This window comes from Roseospira marina (assembly GCF_014197855.1).
GTDB classification, from domain to species: Bacteria; Pseudomonadota; Alphaproteobacteria; order Rhodospirillales; family Rhodospirillaceae; genus Rhodospira; species Rhodospira marina.
The window spans coordinates 480,207-495,661 of sequence record NZ_JACIGJ010000001.1 but is presented as its reverse complement, the minus strand read 5'-3'; the positions used below and the strand labels follow the sequence as shown (position 1 = coordinate 495,661).

Sequence of the window (15,455 nt, the reverse complement as noted above, 5' to 3'; positions counted from 1 at the left end):
CAGGCCATGACCGCGACATCCAAGGCACGCCAAAGCACGGCCCGCCAGGGTAAATCGCCCTCCGGTCAGGGAGGCGGGGCACGTGCCCAGAACAACGCCATTCGGGCGATCAACGAACAGTTGAGCGGTCCGGTTCTGGACGTCTACAGATCCCTTTTGCCCGACCTCGCGTCCCGCAGCTACGACGACATCCTGGCGTCGCCGGAGCTGGTCAATGGGTGCCTGCTGATCTTTGAAAAACAGCGGTCGCTGTTCGACGCGCTCTTGAAGGATTCGGATGGGGCGCCGGTGCCGAGCGATGAGGCGCCGTTATGGTGTGGGCGCTCCGTCAACGACGTCCGCGTCCTTGTGATTCGCACGACAGCCAAGAAGTATTTCCGGACCCACGGCGACCACGCAACCGACGTGTCCGAGCACACCGGAAAAGCGGATACCAGGGTCAACACATCGCTGCTGGCGCGCTTGTTCGAGCTCGTGGCCAGCTTGTGGCATGGCGAATCCGCCCACGTTTCCGGCGGCAAGGGCCAGAAGGCAAAGCGTCACAAACGGGCCGATGCCTTCTATGAGACGATCGCACCGCATCTGTTGTACCGCTGGCAAGTGCCCCTGATCCCGTACTACGCCACCTTGCCACGCTCCCTCGTGACGGAGATGGGCGAGGGGTTGCTGAAATTGAGCCGTCCCGAGGATCTTGAGTTTCTGCTGAAGATCGGCCGCGACAGCTTCAACGAGGCCCAGCACATCGCCGGCGACCTGACTCGCGAAATGCTGGATACCGATCCGCGGGCGGCGGTGGGGGTCTCACACGCCGGACGCTCGGAATATGAACGCCTTCTCGAGGGCCTGCACCAGACTATGGGCGCTCGGTTCTGGACGGTGTTTACGTCGCCCGCGCTGCTGGACAGCCTTGAGAACAAGAGCACGGGCGATATCGTCGAGATGGCCGGTCATCTCGATCGCATGGGGCCGGAGGCGGTCGACAGTCTTGTGGAGTTTCTGCAACGGCCTCAGATCGCGCCGTTCCTTCGGACAGCCGAATCCAACTTGGATACCAAGACGTTCGAGGACATTTTTGGCATTCCAGGTCAACCGAGGCTGGCACGCCAGTTTGCGCAGAAGGCCGCGCAGCTCCGTCCGGAGGGGGACGACGTGGCGGAGTTTGAAAAGCGTTTGTCGTTCGTGTTCAAGGCGTACACGACGGCTCCACAGGATTTTGCCAAAGGGCTTTAAGGGGGCGGGAGCCGCGCGTGGTCCCGGCCTGATGGCCGGGGGCCGTTGCGCACCGCGAAGGGATATGGCACATCCGGATCAATCTCAGTCTGGAGGCCATCCCATGTCCCGTTTCTTGGTGCGTCGTGATTTCTTTCGTGTTGCGCTCGGCGTGGCGGTGCTGGGGGCCGTTCCCACCCTGACGGCCTGCGCCGGGTCGTCGGCGTCGACCGCGGCGTCGCCATCGGGCGCCCCGTCCGCTCCGCCGGCGGCCGCGGAGCCGTTCGAGACCTGGCTGGCGGCTCTTCGGGTCGAAGCTCGCGGTCGGGGCATCTCAAACCGGACACTGGACCGGGCGCTGGCCAATATCCACCCCAACAGGCGGGTCATTGAACTCGACCGGCGCCAGCCGGAATTTACCAGCACGTTCTGGGGGTATTTTGATTCGGCCGCATCGGACCAGCGTGTGGCTGACGGGCGGGCGATGCTGGAGCAGCACAGCAGTCTGTTGACGGCCGTAGCGCGTGACACGGGCGTTCCCGCCCATGTGCTGGTCGCGTTCTGGGGCCTGGAAACCAACTACGGCCGAAACATGGGCGGCTTCAACGTCATTGAGGCGCTGGCTACACTGGCGTGGGAGGGGCGTCGGGGGGCGTTCTTCCGGCAGGAATTGCTGACCGCGCTCACCATTGTGGAGGAGGGCCACATTGCGCCGGAGGCCATGGACGGATCCTGGGCCGGCGCCATGGGGCACATGCAGTTCATGCCGAGCACCTTTGTCGGCTATGCGACCGACCGGAATGGCGACGGCCGCAAGGACATCTGGGGCTCGCTTCCAGACGCCTTCGGGTCGGCGGGCCGCTTCCTGGCCGCCATGGGCTGGCATAGCGATGAGCTCTGGGGGCGGCAGGTGCGCCTGCCCGCCGGGTTCGACTACGCGCAATCGGACCTGGACCTTCGTAAGTCGTTGGCGGAGTGGGCGGCGCTCGGCCTGCGCCGGGCCGATGGCGGCGCGTTGCCGGTGGTGGCCGGCATGACGGCGTCGCTTCTTTTGCCGGCGGGCCATGAAGGTCCCGCGTTCCTGGTCTACGACAATTTCCGCGTCATCATGCGGTGGAACAATTCGAGCTTCTACGCCCTGGCCATCGGCCATCTGTCGGATCGCATCGCGGGGCATGGGGACCTGGTCGGGACCTTCGATCACACACCGCACCCGCTGCGCCGGACCGAGGTCGAGGCCATGCAGGGCCTCCTCAACCGGCTCGGGTACGACGCCGGCCCCGTTGATGGGCTGGTCGGACCCAGCACGCGCGCCGCGATCCGAGGCTTTCAGGCTGCTCAGGGGCTTCCTGCCGACGGGTATGCCGACCCGGCGCTGTATGCGCGCTTGCGCCGCGCGGCCGGAATGGCGAACTGACGCGCGGCGGCGCCGACGGTAGCACGACCGGTGGCGGGTACCGCGTGCTTGCGAGCGGTCGACGACGCGGGTACAGTCCCGCCGCCGGCTCAATATTTCGGACCCGTTCGGTCGGGGTCCACACGATCTTGGAGGCTTGGCGTCGTGCGTGTTCCCGAACTACGACCTCGACGCGGCCGACCGGGACATAGCACGGAGAACGACAGCCGATGGACAGAGCGCAGGTCGCCCGCGCGATTGGCTTGGTCTGTACCCTTATGGGTGCGTTGGTCCTGAGTGGATGCGCCGAGACGGCGCTGACGGCCAACACAGCGAAATCCCTTAACGACGCGCTGTCGGACCCCTGGCAAGGGGGGCACTACAAAGTCGGATCTGCGTATCAGGTATCGGGGCGGTGGTACACGCCGCACGAGGACTTTGAATACGACGAGGTGGGTGTTGCCTCGTGGTACGGTCCCAACTTTCACGGCGGGCGGACCGCCAATGGCGAGCGCTTTGATCAGAACGGTCTGAGCGCGGCGCATCGAACCTTGCCCCTGCCGTCGTTGGTGCGGGTCACGAATCTGGAGAACGGTCGTGCCGTGACGTTGCGCGTGAACGATCGCGGGCCGTTTGCTAACGACCGCATTTTGGATGTCTCGAAGAAGGCGGCCGAGCTGCTCGGGTTTCGCAACAAGGGCACCGCGCGCGTGCGCGTCGTGATCCTCCCCGAGGAAAGCCTCGCCTTGCGAGCCGGTCTGGAGCCGTCCTTCTCACGGGCGACCACCGTCCGGCTGGCTTCAGCCGTTCCGGCCCAGGCTCCCATGCTGATGCCGCCCACCATGCCACCGAACCGGGCCGCCGTGATGCCAGCGTTGGTGGCCGGCACGCGGGGATGGTTCGTGCAGGCCGGGGCCTTTTCGGACGCCGAAAACGCCCAGCGGGTCGCGTCCGATCTGGCCGGTATTGGTCCGACGCGGGTGTCCGCCGTCGTCCGAAACGGCCGTGATTTGGTGCGGGTCCGCCTCGGGCCGGTGACGGAAGGCCGCGACGCCGCCCGATTGTTGCAGCGGGTTCAGGCGTCGGGGTATCCTGACGCCCGTCTTGTGGCCAACTGATCCACCGCCTAAGGGCCGGTCCGTCCAGGACCATTCGCGGGTCAACGTGGCCCGTGTCGTGTCACTCCCCAAAGCAGGTTCCCGATGCTGATAAACACCCGACGCGACGCCGCACATGGGTTTGTCGGTCTGTTCCAGTCGGTTCGGGCCGTGGCCTTCTTGGTTGCTCTTGTGGCGGTTTTCGTTCCCCGGCTGCCTGCGCACGCGATCGAAACCAGCGCGCGCGAAGCCTTGCTGCTGGATTTCGATACCGGGACGGTGCTGCTCGACAAGGACTCCGACGTCTCGATGCCGCCGTCGTCCATGAGCAAGCTGATGACCGTGTTCATGGTCTTCGAGCAGCTCAAGGCCGGCCGTCTGTCGTTGGACGACACGTTCACGGTCAGCGAGAATGCTTGGCAGAAGGGTGGGGCGGCCAGCGGCGGCTCGACGATGTTCCTGGAGCCGCATTCGACGGTGCGGCTGGAGGACCTGCTGCGGGGCATCATCGTGCAATCCGGCAACGACGCCTGCATCGTGCTGGCCGAGCATCTGGCCGGGACGGAGGACGCCTTTGCCGACGCCATGACCCGACGAGCGCATGAAATCGGGTTGACCCACAGCAACTTCCGGAACGCCACCGGCCTACCCCATCCAGATCATGTCATGACCGCGCGCGATCTTTCGACGTTGGCACGACGGATCATCACTGATTTTCCCGAGTATTACCCGTACTACTCCGAGAAAGAATTCACGTACAACGGCATCACCCAGCACAACCGCAACCCCCTTCTGTACAAGAACATCGGGGCCGATGGCCTGAAGACCGGGCACACGTCCGTGGCCGGGTACGGCCTGACCGCATCGGCGATGCAGAACGGACGCCGCCTGATCCTGGTACTGAACGGCCTGGAGAGCACACGCGCCCGCACGGAGGAGGCGGATCGCCTGATGTCGTGGGGGTTCCGGACCTTCGAAAACGTCGAGATGTTCCGGCCCGGCGCCACGGTGACGGAGGCCTCGGTCTGGCTGGGGCAGACGGAGACCGTGCCGTTGGTGCTGCCGGAGGGGCTGACCGTAACGCTGCCTCGCAATGCGCGTCGGACCATGACGGTGACGGTGCGGTATGATGGCCCAATCCCGGCGCCCATTTCGCGCGGCGACCAGATCGCCACGCTGGCGATCGAGGCGCCGGACATGCAAGCCCTGACGTTCCCGCTGGAGGCGGGCACCAATGTTGAGCGCATGGGCGTGGTCAACCGCATGTTCGCGGCGCTGCGCCACATCATCGTCGGGCTCGCGTTGCCCGATCCGGCCGCCGAGGCGGCCGGCGATGTGCCGGTTCCGGCCGACAGCGAGTAGGGACAGCCCACCATGACCCGAGGCCGGTTCATCACCCTGGAAGGCGGCGAGGGCGCCGGCAAATCGACACAGGCCAAGCGTCTTGCCGAAACCTTGCGGCGGCGGGGCCTTGAGGTGATCGAGACGCGGGAGCCAGGCGGAGCGGACGGGGCGGAGCGGCTGCGCGACGTGCTGCTCGATGCGCCGAAGGAGTGGTGGGACCCGGTGGGCGAGGCGCTTCTGCTCGCGGCGGCCCGGCGCAATCACCTTCAGCACACGATCCGGCCGGCGCTCGACCGGGGTGCCTGGGTCATCTGCGACCGGTTTGCGGACTCCACCATGGCCTATCAGGGTCACGGCCACGGTGTGCCGGAGGGCACGCTGGAAACCCTGTATGATGTGGCCGCCGGCCCGTTCGGCCCGGACCTCACGCTCATCCTGGACGTGCCGGCCGAGACGGGGCTGGCGCGGGCCGCCTCGCGGGGTACGGTGAATCGCTTCGAGGCCCTGGATCGCGCGTTTCACCTGAGGGTCCACCTCGGCTTTCACGACATTGCCGCCCGGGAGCCGGAGCGTTGCATGCTGATCGATGCGCTGGCCGACCAAGACACCGTGGCAAGCCGCGTTCTCGCCGCCGTGGACGCGCGCATCGCAGAGTGGGCGGCCGACGCGGACGCCGTCGACGGCAGCCAGCCGGTCGTGGAGTAGGGCGGTCGTGGCGCGTGCCGCCAGTGGCGGGTCCCGGGTGCGGGCCGCACCCGATCCGGGCGACGCGGTCCCCCGTCCGCGCGGCAATCCACACCTGATCGGCCAGGAGGCTGCTGAGGCTGAGATCCTCGGCGCGTGGCGTACCGGTCGGATGAGTCACGCGTGGCTGCTGACCGGCCCGGAGGGCATCGGAAAAGCGACCCTAGCCTATCGGATCGCCCGCTTTGTTCTGTCTCAGGATGCGGCGGAAAGCGGGGCGCCAGGGCTGTTCGGCGCCCCCGTCGCGGAGCCGGTGGCGGACAGCCTCTCGCTGCCCCCCGAACATCCCGTGTTCCAGCGCGTCCATGCCGGCAGCCATGCCGACCTTCGGGTTATCGAACCCGGCTTTTCCGACGCGAAACAGGCCGCACGCGAGATCGAGGCCGGGCGGACGCCGCGTCGCCGCGCTGAAATCGTCGTGGACGATGTGCGCGGCCTCGGCCAATTCCTGTCCCTGACTCCAGCGGAAGGCGGCTGGCGTGTGGTCGTCATCGACTCCGCCGATATCATGAACCGCAACGCCGCCAACGCCGTGTTGAAGGTGGTGGAGGAACCTCCGCGTCGCGCCTTGCTTCTGCTGGTCTCGCACAATCCTGCCCGATTGCCGGCCACGATCCCGTCCCGGTGTCGCCGGTTGCCGCTCCGTCCTTTGGCCCCCGACGCCATGGACGGCTTGCTCGAGCGCTATCGGCCCGATCTGGAACCGGAGGCGCGGGCGACCCTGACCGGGTTGTCGCGGGGCAGCATCGGGCGGGCGCTGGCGCTGGCCCGCGCGGGCGGGTTGGATCTGTATCGGGACCTGATCGATCTGCTCGGCCAGACACCCCGCATGGATGTGGCGCGCTGCCACGCCCTGGGCGACCGGGCGGCCCGCGATGACGAGGTCTGGCGTTTTTTCCGCGACATGATGCCCGGGCTGCTGGCGCGGATCGCGCGGCTCGGGGCGATCGCGAACGGTCCGGCGGACCCGGCCGCCACCGACAGTGCCGTGCTGGCTCGGCTGGCCCGATCCGCGCCCCTTGATCGCTGGGTCGCGGTGTGGGAAAAGACGAGCCACCTGCTGGGCCGGACCGAGGCCGTACACCTGGATCGCAAACAGGCGGTTCTGGCGACGCTGCTGTTGTTGGAGCGGGCCGCCGGGCGGACCTGACGAGTCCCTCGGTCCCTTCGCCCGCTTCCTCTGTTCCGGAGCACGTCCCCATGTCGGGCCGCCCCCCGTTCTACATCACGACGCCGATTTACTATGTGAACGACAGTCCGCACATCGGGCACGCTTACACGACACTCGCGTGTGACGTGACGGCCCGGTTCAAGCGGCTGGACGGCTTCGACGTCAAGTTCCTGACCGGCACCGACGAGCACGGCCAGAAGGTGGAGAAGTCCGCCCACGCACGCGGCATGGACCCGCAGGCGTTCACAGACATGGTATCGAAGAACTTCTTCGATCTGGCGAAGGCGCTGAACTTCTCCAACGATGATTTCATCCGCACCACGGAAGCCCGGCACGTCACATCCTGTCAGGCGCTGTGGGACGAGTTGATCAAGCGGGATGAGATCTATCTCGGCAGCTACGCCGGCTGGTATGCGGTGCGGGACGAGGCGTTCTACGGCGAAAACGAACTGACGGTCGGGACGGATGGCGTGCGCCGGGCGCCGAGCGGCGCCGAGGTCGAGTGGGTGGAAGAACCCAGCTACTTCTTCCGCTTGTCCCAGTGGGGCGATCGCCTGTTGGCGTTCTATGACAGCCACCCGGACTTCATCGCGCCGGACAGCCGCCGCAACGAGGTGATCAGCTTCGTCAAAAGCGGCCTGACCGATCTGTCCGTCTCCCGCACGACGTTCTCCTGGGGCGTGCCCGTCCCGGGCGACGATGAGCACATCATGTACGTGTGGCTGGACGCGCTGACGAACTACATCACAGCCGTCGGCTATCCGAACACGCAGGATGGCCAGTACGCGACCCACTGGCCGGCCGACCTGCATATGGTCGGCAAGGACATCGTGCGCTTCCACGCGATCTATTGGCCGGCGTTCCTGATGGGGGCCGGTCTGGAGCCGCCGAAGCGCGTGTTCGCCCACGGCTGGTGGACCAACGAAGGCCAGAAGATCTCAAAGTCGCTCGGCAACGTCATTGACCCGCTCGCGCTGGTGGAGACCTATGGCCTGGATCAGGTCCGGTATTTCCTGATGCGCGAGGTGCCGTTCGGCAACGACGGCGACTTCTCCCACCGGGCGATGGTCAACCGGATGAACGGCGAACTCGCCAACGATCTGGGGAATCTAGCCCAGCGCGTGCTGTCGATGATCGGCAAAAACTGTGGGGGCGCCGTGCCGACACCCGGGCCGTTCAGCCCTGAGGACACGGCACTGCTGGCGCAGGCGCACGGACTGCTCGGGCAGGTGCGCGACGCCCTGGACCGGCAGGCCTTCCACGAGGCCCTCGAGACGATCTGGGTTGTGATCCGCGCGGCCAATGCCTACGTGGATCATCAAGCGCCCTGGGCGTTGCGTAAGACCGACCCTGATCGCATGGCCACGGTTCTCTACGTCCTGGCGGAGACCATCCGTCACGTAGCGATCCTGATGCAGCCGGTGGTGCCGGACTCGGCGGCGCGGATGCTTGACCAGCTTGCACTGGACGCTGAGACGCGCGGATTTGAGACCCTGGGCGAGGGTGGGGCGCTGGTTCCCGGCACCCCGCTGCCGAAGCCCCAGGGGATCTTTCCGCGCTACGTGGATCCCGAAACCGAGGCCTGACCCATGCTCGTCGACAGCCATTGCCATCTGGACTTCCCGGATCTCGCCGAGGACCTGGACGAGGTGGTGGCGCGCGCGCACCGGGCCGGCATTGGTCACATGGTCACCATCTGCACCCACGTGACCCGGTTCGAGCGGGTACTGGCGACGGCGCGCCGGTTCGACACGGTCGACTGTACGGTGGGCATCCATCCGCACGAGGCTGGAACGGAACCCGAGACGTCGGCCGAGACGTTGGTGGCGATGGCCGACGATCCGAAGGTGATCGGCTTTGGCGAGACCGGGTTGGACTTTTTCTACGAGCACAGCCCGCGCGCGGCGCAGGAACGGAGCTTTCGCGAGCACATTCGCGCCGCTCGCGTCGCCGATCTGCCGGTGGTGGTTCACACCCGGGAGGCCGACGACGATACCGTCCGGATCCTCCAGGATGAAGCCCGTGCAGGGGCCTTTCCGGGCCTCATACATTGCTTTAGCTCTGGCCTGGACCTCGCTGAAAAAGCTCTAGAACTTGGCTTTATGATTTCGATCTCCGGGATCGTCACGTTCAAGAAGGCGGAGGCGTTGCGCGAGACCGTGCGCGCGGTGCCGCTCGACCGTCTGCTGGTCGAAACCGATGCTCCGTATCTGGCGCCAGTGCCCAAGCGCGGCAAACGCAACGAGCCCGCGTTCACGGCCCTGACGGCCGCCGTGGTGGCCGAGGTGAAGGGCGTGACGCCGGACGAACTGGCAACCGCGACCACGGACAATTTCTATCGGCTGTTCACCAAGGCTCGGCGCCCGGCGGCGGCCGCCGCAGCGGAGTAAACCCGACCCCATGCAGGTTACCATTCTCGGCTGCGGCGCGGCACCGGGCGTGCCAAGCATCGCCGGCGGCTGGGGCGACTGCGATCCCGCCGAGCCACGGAACCGGCGCACCCGTGCGTCCATTCTGGTGACACCCAACGGAGCGGGGCAGGGCGACGCACCCGATGATGCTGTCCCGGATCCCATTCTTGTCGACACCAGCCCGGACATGCGCGACCAGCTCCTGGCCGCCGGTGTGCGGCAGTTGTCCGCTGTGATCTACACACACGCTCACGCCGATCATCTGCATGGTCTGGACGACTTACGCGAGGTCAATCGCGCGTTGCATGGACCGCTCGACATTCATGCCGACACCGCCACGCTGAATGTGATCGCGGCGCGGTTTCCGTATGCCGTGGCGCCGTTGCCCGATGAGATGCGCTGGATTTCCCGGCCGCTTCTCGTACCGCGCCTCATGGACGGGCCCTTTACCCTCGCCGGTGTCCCCGTCACACCCTTTATTCAGGACCATAAGGTCATGAAGACCCAGGGTCTGCGGTTCGGGGCCGGATTTGCGTACAGCACGGATGTCGTCTCGCTCGACGAGGCGGCGTTTGAGGTCCTTCAGGGGATCCATACCTGGGTCGTCGGCTGCATTTCGTGGAAACCGCACCCGACCCATGCCCACGTCGATCAAGTGCTGGCGTGGGCCGAACGGGTCCAGCCGCGCCGGCTTATCCTGACCCATATGGGCCTCGGCCTGGACTATGCAGCCCTTCGACGCGCGCTGCCGGCCGATGCGGAGCCGGCGTACGACGGCATGGTGCTCGACATTCCGGATACGGCAGACTGAGGGCCGCCACTGACGCGCTATCTACTAGTAGATAAATCACAGGCAGCGGCCATCCTGGCCGATGGGCTCGGCCGAACGCCCGAAATCCGGTCTTTCTAACTATTCATAATATACATTATGCGACTTTCGGATCTGACACATGGACGGGTCCACCCGACCGCCCCCTGGCTATCTCCTTGATACAGCTTAAGAACGACCGGCCACGGGCAATCCCGTGGCCGGGTCCACTTTCGTCTTTTCTAATTTATGGGCGCGATGTTACCGGCATCGAGAATGGTTTGGAGCCGGCGCGTATCGTGAAGGCGTTTCAGGCCGGCATCAAAGGCCTCGATGACGGGACCTGGAACCCGGTCGCGGGCGAACCCGACCCGCAGGACCTGATTGCGGTCCGGCACCACGCCAAGCGCCGGAACGCGGCTGCCGAACCGCCGCATGGCCTGGGTCACGACGTGATAGTTCCCATACAGTGCGATCCGGTCCGTCGGTTGCAGTCCGATCAGGCGGCGGATCAGACTGTCGAGGTCCGGTCCCAGCACTACGGCGCTCTTGTCCAGGTGGCTCACGGCCTCCGCCGCATGCTGGGCCGCCTCGGACGGACCCCGCGCCATGATGACGAATTCGGTCAGGTCCCCAACCTCGTCGATCGACGTGTCGAGGGTAAAGAACGCAAGCCGGCTGTCCACGACCGGACGGGACACCGTCATGAAGCCGCGCGTGCTGGGCGCATCCTCGACCGGAAAGATCGCGTCGCATGGGCCGACATCGAGTTGGCCGCGGGGCCGGATCCAGGGCACCAGGGAGACCCGGCACCGCAAGCCGCCGGCTTCGCAGGCTGCCTGGACCACCTCCGTCATGGGCCCACCCGCCAAGCCCTGCGGCAGCAAGGCCCGTGCGGCAGGCGTTTGGATACCGTCGAGACCGGCCAGAGGCGCCCCGGCTGCCGGCGCAATCGGGTCTGGGAGTCCGTCATCGGTGGAGGTGGCAGCCTCGTCATCCGAGGTTCCATCATCGGGGGTGTCTGGATTGGCCGCCCTCGCCTCACCCGAGGTTTCGTCCATCGGGGGGGCTGACGCAACTTCGGCCTCCAATGGATCGAGATCGACCCTTCGCGTCGTCGTCGGTCCATCGTCGCTGGAATCAGGGCGCGGTGGAACAACCGAGGCCTCCGCCCTCTGACGGTCGAAGGCGTTCGCGACGGCGATCCGGGCCATGCTCTTGGACCAGGGGGCTTCGGGCGGCAGCACCTCGACGTCCGACGCGGGACCGGCGACCTCATGAGGCAGCTCCCCGGCATCGGACGCCGTGGGACGATCGGGCACGGGCGGAGGGTCCTGGGCGTCACCCGCCCCTGCCCCATCCGCGTCCGCCACCTCGACCTGTTCGGCGGCGGGATCAACCTCCGCTGGTATCGCCGTGTCGCCAGCGTCGGTCTGCGACGGTTGGCCGAAACCGAGGTTGGCGGGATCAGGCTTCGCGCCGGGCGGCACTGGAGGCGCCGGGGGTTCCGGCAGCGGCAAGGCGACCACGAACGGCGGCCACGGCGCGGTGCACAGGGTCACCGCCGGGCGCTCATCGGCCGTGGCGTCGACGTCTGATCCGGGATCGTCCGTGCTGGCAAGCGCGGGCGCGCCGAGCACAAGGACGGCAGCCCAAAGGCCCCATGCGGCCCACCGCACGGACCGCGTCCGCACATCGCTGTATCGCACTTCCTTGCGGGGATGGGCGACACGGCCGTTTGGGTTCGATACCATGCGCCGTCCTTCGTCCGCTGCACCGGTCGCTCCACGAGGAACCCCATGGCCCGTACCGATTTTGTCCATCTGCGCGTTCATACGGCCTATTCCATGTCCGAGGGGGCGATCCAGGTCAAGGATCTGGTCCGTCGGTGCGCGGAAAGCGCCATGCCGGCGGTGGCCATCACGGATACGGGGAACGTGTTCGGTGCCCTGGAATTCTCCACGGCCTGCGCGGATGCCGGCGTTCAGCCCATCGTGGGCTGTCAAATGGCGGTGCGGAACACCGACGAGCCGCGCCGTCGGGGTGTCGGCCCGCGCGATCTGCGGCGGCCCGAACCGGACTCGGTGGTCCTGCTGGCGCAGTCGGAAAGCGGGCTCACGCGCTTGCAGGCCCTCATCAGCAAAGCGTTCCTGGAAACACCGTCCGGGGAGCGGCCCCAGGTGGATTTCGCGGACCTCCAAGCCTCCAATGAAGGGCTGATCTTGCTGACGGGCGGAGTCGGGGGGCCGGTCGGGCGCCTTCTTTTGGAGGACCGACCGGAGGACGCGGCGGCCGCCCTCGCCCGACAAGCGGCGGCCTTCGATGGGCGCTGCTACGTCGAGATTCAACGCCACGGCATGGCCACCGAGGACCAGATCGAGTCGGCGCTCATCGATCTGGCCTATGCCCAGAACATCCCCCTGGTCGCAACCAACGAGCCGTTCTTTCCCGGCCGGGACATGTTCGAGGCGCACGATGTTCTGATCTGCATGGCGGAAAAGACCTTCGTGGATGAGTCGGATCGGCGCCGGTTGACCCCCGAGCACTATTTCAAGACCGCCGACGAGATGCGGGAGCTGTTCGCCGATCTGCCCGAAGCCTGCGACAACACGCTGACCATCGCCCGCCGGTGCGCCGTCATGGCGGTGCGGCGCAAGCCCATCCTGCCGCATGCGCATCAGGCCAGCGGCCGGACCGAGGCGGAGGCCTTGCGCGCTCTGGCCGATGATGGGCTCGCCAAGCGCCTGCACAAACACGTGTTCACGGACGACATGACCGAGGAAGCGCGGGAAACGACCGCCCGCCCCTACCGCGAGCGCCTCGATTATGAACTCGGCATCATCGAGTCGATGGGCTTTCCCGGGTATTTCCTGATCGTTGCGGACTTCATCCAGTGGGCGAAGGAGCACGACATTCCCGTGGGTCCCGGGCGTGGCTCCGGCGCGGGATCGGTCGTCGCCTGGGCGCTGACCATCACCGACCTGGATCCGATCCGCTTCAACCTGCTGTTCGAGCGGTTCCTGAATCCCGAACGTGTGTCCATGCCGGACTTTGATATCGACTTCTGCCAGGACCGGCGCGGTGAAGTCATCCACTACGTCCAGGGCGTCTACGGCGACGACAAGGTCGCCCAGATCATCACCTTCGGGAAGCTTCAGGCCCGCGCCGTGCTGCGCTCCGTCGGCCGCGTGCTGCAAATGCCGCTCGGGTTCGTGGACAAGATCTGCAAGATGGTCCCGAACAACCCGGCCAAGCCGTGCACTCTGCCCGAGGCGATCCGGGGTGAGCCGCGCCTTCAGGAACTGCAGCGCGAGAACGAGCAGGTGGCCCGCATGCTCGATATCGGCGTCAAGCTGGAGGGCCTGTACAGCCACGCCTCGACTCACGCCGCCGGCGTGGTGATCGGCGACCGACCGCTGTCGGAGCTGGTGGCGCTGTACCGCGATCCCAACGCCGACATGCCGGTGACCCAGTACAATATGAAGTGGGTCGAGCAGGCCGGTCTGGTGAAGTTCGACTTCCTCGGCCTGAAGACGCTCACGGTGCTGGACCGCGCCGTGAAACTGCTGCGGCCCCGCAACATCACCGTGGACCTGTCCGCCCTGCCCCTGGACGACCGGGACAGCTACGCCATGCTCGGGCGCGGCGAAACCGCCGGCGTGTTCCAGTTGGAAAGCACGGGCATGCGCGACGTGCTGCGGAACATGAAGCCGGACTCCCTGGAGGATATCATCGCCGTCGTGGCTCTGTACCGCCCCGGTCCGATGGACAACATCCCCAGCTACATCCGCCGCAAACAGGGTCTGGAGCCCGTGCACTACATGCACGAGAAGCTGGAGCCAATCTTGCGCGAAACCTACGGCATCATGATCTACCAGGAGCAGGTCATGCAGGCCGCGCAGTTCCTGGCGGGATACACCCTGGGCGGCGCCGATCTGCTGCGCCGCGCGATGGGCAAGAAGATCCAGGCCGAGATGGACAAACAACGATCCATGTTCTGCCAGGGCGCGGAGGCCGAGGGCATCTCGGCGGCAAACGCGTCGGAAATCTTCGACCAGATCGCCAAGTTCGCCGGTTACGGCTTCAACAAGTCGCACGCAGCAGCCTATGCCCTGGTGGCCTATCAGACCGCCTATATGAAGGCGAACTATCCGGTCGAGTTCATGGCCGCGACCATGACCTACGACATGCACAACACCGACAAGCTGGGCGCGTTCAAGACGGAGCTGCAACGGCTGGGCATCGCCTTGCTCGGTCCCGATATCAACCGGTCGGAGGTGGCGTTCTCGGTCGAGGACGGCGCCGTCCGCTACGCCCTCGCTGCGATCAAGAACGTGGGCGAGGCTGCCATGGCCGCCCTGGTGGAGGAGCGCGAGCGGGGCGGCCCCTTCAAGGATCTCAGTGACTTTGCCCGCCGGCTCGACACCCGAGCCGTCAACAAGCGCTTGCTGGAAAATCTGGTCAAGGCGGGTGCGTTCGACAGCCTGGACGGCAACCGCGCGCGCGTGTTCGACGCCATCGACACCATCCTGCGCCATGCCCAGAGTGCGGCGGAAGAGCGGACCTCCAATCAGGTGAACCTGTTCGGCGGTGCTGACCAGACTCCTGCCCTGCCCTTGCCGAAACGGTCCGACTGGCCGCCGATGGAACGGCTGGCGATGGAACGCGATGCGGTAGGCTTTTATCTGTCGGCCCACCCGCTGGACAGCTACGCCACGGGGTTGGAGCGTCTGGGCGTGGTGCCGCTGGCCGCCCTCGCCCGTCACGTCCGACGCGGCGAGACGCGCGGCGCGATCAAGGTGGCCGTCATCGCTGGTGCCAAGAAGGAACGCACCGGCAAGACCGGCAAACGCTATGCCTTCGTGGAGCTTTCGGACGCCAGTGCCACGCTTGAAGCCGTCGTGTTCTCCGAGGTCCTGAATACCGCCCGCGATATGCTGGAATCCCAGCAGCCGCTTCTGGTCGGGGTCGATGCGCGGGTGGAAGGGGAAGGCGACGACGTCCGCCTGATGGTCCAGTCCGTGGACAGCCTCGACGTTGCCGTGGCGAAGACCGTGGCGCAGCTCAAAATCTACTTTGGCGAGTCCGGCCCGCTAAGCCGAGTGAAGGAGATCCTCGACACGGATCCGCCCGGGAAGAAGCGCGTGTTTCTGGTGCCGCGCTCTCCAGAACGGGATGTCGAGATCGAAGTGCCCCGGCGCCACGGACTGGCGCCCGAAACGCTGATCGCCTTGCGGTCCGTGCCCGGGATCCTGGACGTCCGAGAGGTGTAGCG

Annotated in this window: 11 protein-coding genes; 10 read left to right on the top strand and 1 reads right to left on the bottom strand. The window is 66.3% G+C overall.

The features are described from left to right. Positions 1 to 6: 6 nt before the first annotated feature. The 9 genes from GGD82_RS02330 to GGD82_RS02290 all read left to right on the top strand — a co-directional run bounded on the left by GGD82_RS02330 (position 7) and on the right by GGD82_RS02290 (position 10,183). On the top strand, positions 7 to 1,230 hold the full coding sequence (locus tag GGD82_RS02330) for a hypothetical protein (protein WP_150060383.1): 1,224 nt from the start codon (positions 7 to 9) through the stop codon (positions 1,228 to 1,230). A gap of 103 nt (positions 1,231 to 1,333) precedes the next feature. Beyond that, positions 1,334 to 2,626 (top strand): lytic murein transglycosylase, encoded by a 1,293-nt coding sequence (locus GGD82_RS02325; RefSeq protein WP_150060384.1) that lies wholly within the window; start codon positions 1,334 to 1,336, stop codon positions 2,624 to 2,626. 209 nt (positions 2,627 to 2,835) lie between these two features. Further along, positions 2,836 to 3,723, top strand: a complete 888-nt coding sequence (locus tag GGD82_RS02320) for a septal ring lytic transglycosylase RlpA family protein (RefSeq protein ID WP_150060385.1) — start codon at positions 2,836 to 2,838, stop codon at positions 3,721 to 3,723. Positions 3,724 to 3,807: 84 nt separating this feature from the next. Then, positions 3,808 to 5,064 (top strand): D-alanyl-D-alanine carboxypeptidase family protein, encoded by a 1,257-nt coding sequence (locus GGD82_RS02315; protein WP_150060386.1) that lies wholly within the window; start codon positions 3,808 to 3,810, stop codon positions 5,062 to 5,064. A 12-nt stretch (positions 5,065 to 5,076) separates the two neighbouring features. Further along, the gene (tmk, locus tag GGD82_RS02310; protein WP_150060387.1) at positions 5,077 to 5,751 is read left to right on the top strand and encodes a dTMP kinase; all 675 of its coding nucleotides are present in this window, start codon (positions 5,077 to 5,079) and stop codon (positions 5,749 to 5,751) included. Between the two features lie 7 nt (positions 5,752 to 5,758). Next, the gene (locus tag GGD82_RS02305) at positions 5,759 to 6,940 is read left to right on the top strand and encodes a DNA polymerase III subunit delta' (protein WP_246163657.1); all 1,182 of its coding nucleotides are present in this window, start codon (positions 5,759 to 5,761) and stop codon (positions 6,938 to 6,940) included. A gap of 50 nt (positions 6,941 to 6,990) precedes the next feature. Further along, entirely contained in the window at positions 6,991 to 8,547 is a 1,557-nt protein-coding gene (gene metG / locus GGD82_RS02300; protein ID WP_150060389.1) for a methionine--tRNA ligase, read from the top strand. Between the two features lie 3 nt (positions 8,548 to 8,550). Continuing rightward, positions 8,551 to 9,351 carry a TatD family hydrolase gene (locus tag GGD82_RS02295; protein ID WP_150060390.1) on the top strand — a complete coding sequence of 267 codons (801 nt, stop codon included), beginning with the start codon at positions 8,551 to 8,553 and terminating at the stop codon, positions 9,349 to 9,351. Positions 9,352 to 9,361: 10 nt separating this feature from the next. Continuing rightward, positions 9,362 to 10,183: an MBL fold metallo-hydrolase gene (locus tag GGD82_RS02290; protein ID WP_150060391.1), complete on the top strand. Its 822-nt coding sequence runs from the start codon at positions 9,362 to 9,364 to the stop codon at positions 10,181 to 10,183. Positions 10,184 to 10,422: 239 nt separating this feature from the next. Here GGD82_RS02290 and GGD82_RS02285 read toward each other — a convergent pair whose 3' ends face one another. Next, the gene (locus tag GGD82_RS02285) at positions 10,423 to 11,934 is read right to left on the bottom strand and encodes a hypothetical protein (protein WP_150060392.1); all 1,512 of its coding nucleotides are present in this window, start codon (positions 11,932 to 11,934) and stop codon (positions 10,423 to 10,425) included. A gap of 45 nt (positions 11,935 to 11,979) precedes the next feature. Here GGD82_RS02285 and dnaE point away from each other — a divergent pair, with 45 nt between their 5' ends. After that, the gene (gene dnaE, locus GGD82_RS02280) at positions 11,980 to 15,453 is read left to right on the top strand and encodes a DNA polymerase III subunit alpha (RefSeq protein WP_150060393.1); all 3,474 of its coding nucleotides are present in this window, start codon (positions 11,980 to 11,982) and stop codon (positions 15,451 to 15,453) included. Positions 15,454 to 15,455: the final 2 nt, after the last annotated feature.

What these genes read in the sequence shown, in the direction of transcription:
- GGD82_RS02325 (WP_150060384.1), top strand. Translation starts at nt 1,334, where the DNA reads ATGTCCCGTTTCTTGGTGCGTCGTGATTTCTTTCGTGTTGCGCTCGGC.
- GGD82_RS02320 (WP_150060385.1), top strand. Translation starts at nt 2,836, where the DNA reads ATGGACAGAGCGCAGGTCGCCCGCGCGATTGGCTTGGTCTGTACCCTT.
- GGD82_RS02290 (WP_150060391.1), top strand. Translation starts at nt 9,362, where the DNA reads ATGCAGGTTACCATTCTCGGCTGCGGCGCGGCACCGGGCGTGCCAAGC.
- GGD82_RS02330 (WP_150060383.1), top strand. Translation starts at nt 7, where the DNA reads ATGACCGCGACATCCAAGGCACGCCAAAGCACGGCCCGCCAGGGTAAA.
- GGD82_RS02295 (WP_150060390.1), top strand. Translation starts at nt 8,551, where the DNA reads ATGCTCGTCGACAGCCATTGCCATCTGGACTTCCCGGATCTCGCCGAG.
- GGD82_RS02285 (WP_150060392.1), bottom strand. Translation starts at nt 11,934, where the DNA reads ATGGTATCGAACCCAAACGGCCGTGTCGCCCATCCCCGCAAGGAAGTG.
- metG (WP_150060389.1), top strand. Translation starts at nt 6,991, where the DNA reads ATGTCGGGCCGCCCCCCGTTCTACATCACGACGCCGATTTACTATGTG.
- dnaE (WP_150060393.1), top strand. Translation starts at nt 11,980, where the DNA reads ATGGCCCGTACCGATTTTGTCCATCTGCGCGTTCATACGGCCTATTCC.
- GGD82_RS02315 (WP_150060386.1), top strand. Translation starts at nt 3,808, where the DNA reads ATGCTGATAAACACCCGACGCGACGCCGCACATGGGTTTGTCGGTCTG.
- tmk (WP_150060387.1), top strand. Translation starts at nt 5,077, where the DNA reads ATGACCCGAGGCCGGTTCATCACCCTGGAAGGCGGCGAGGGCGCCGGC.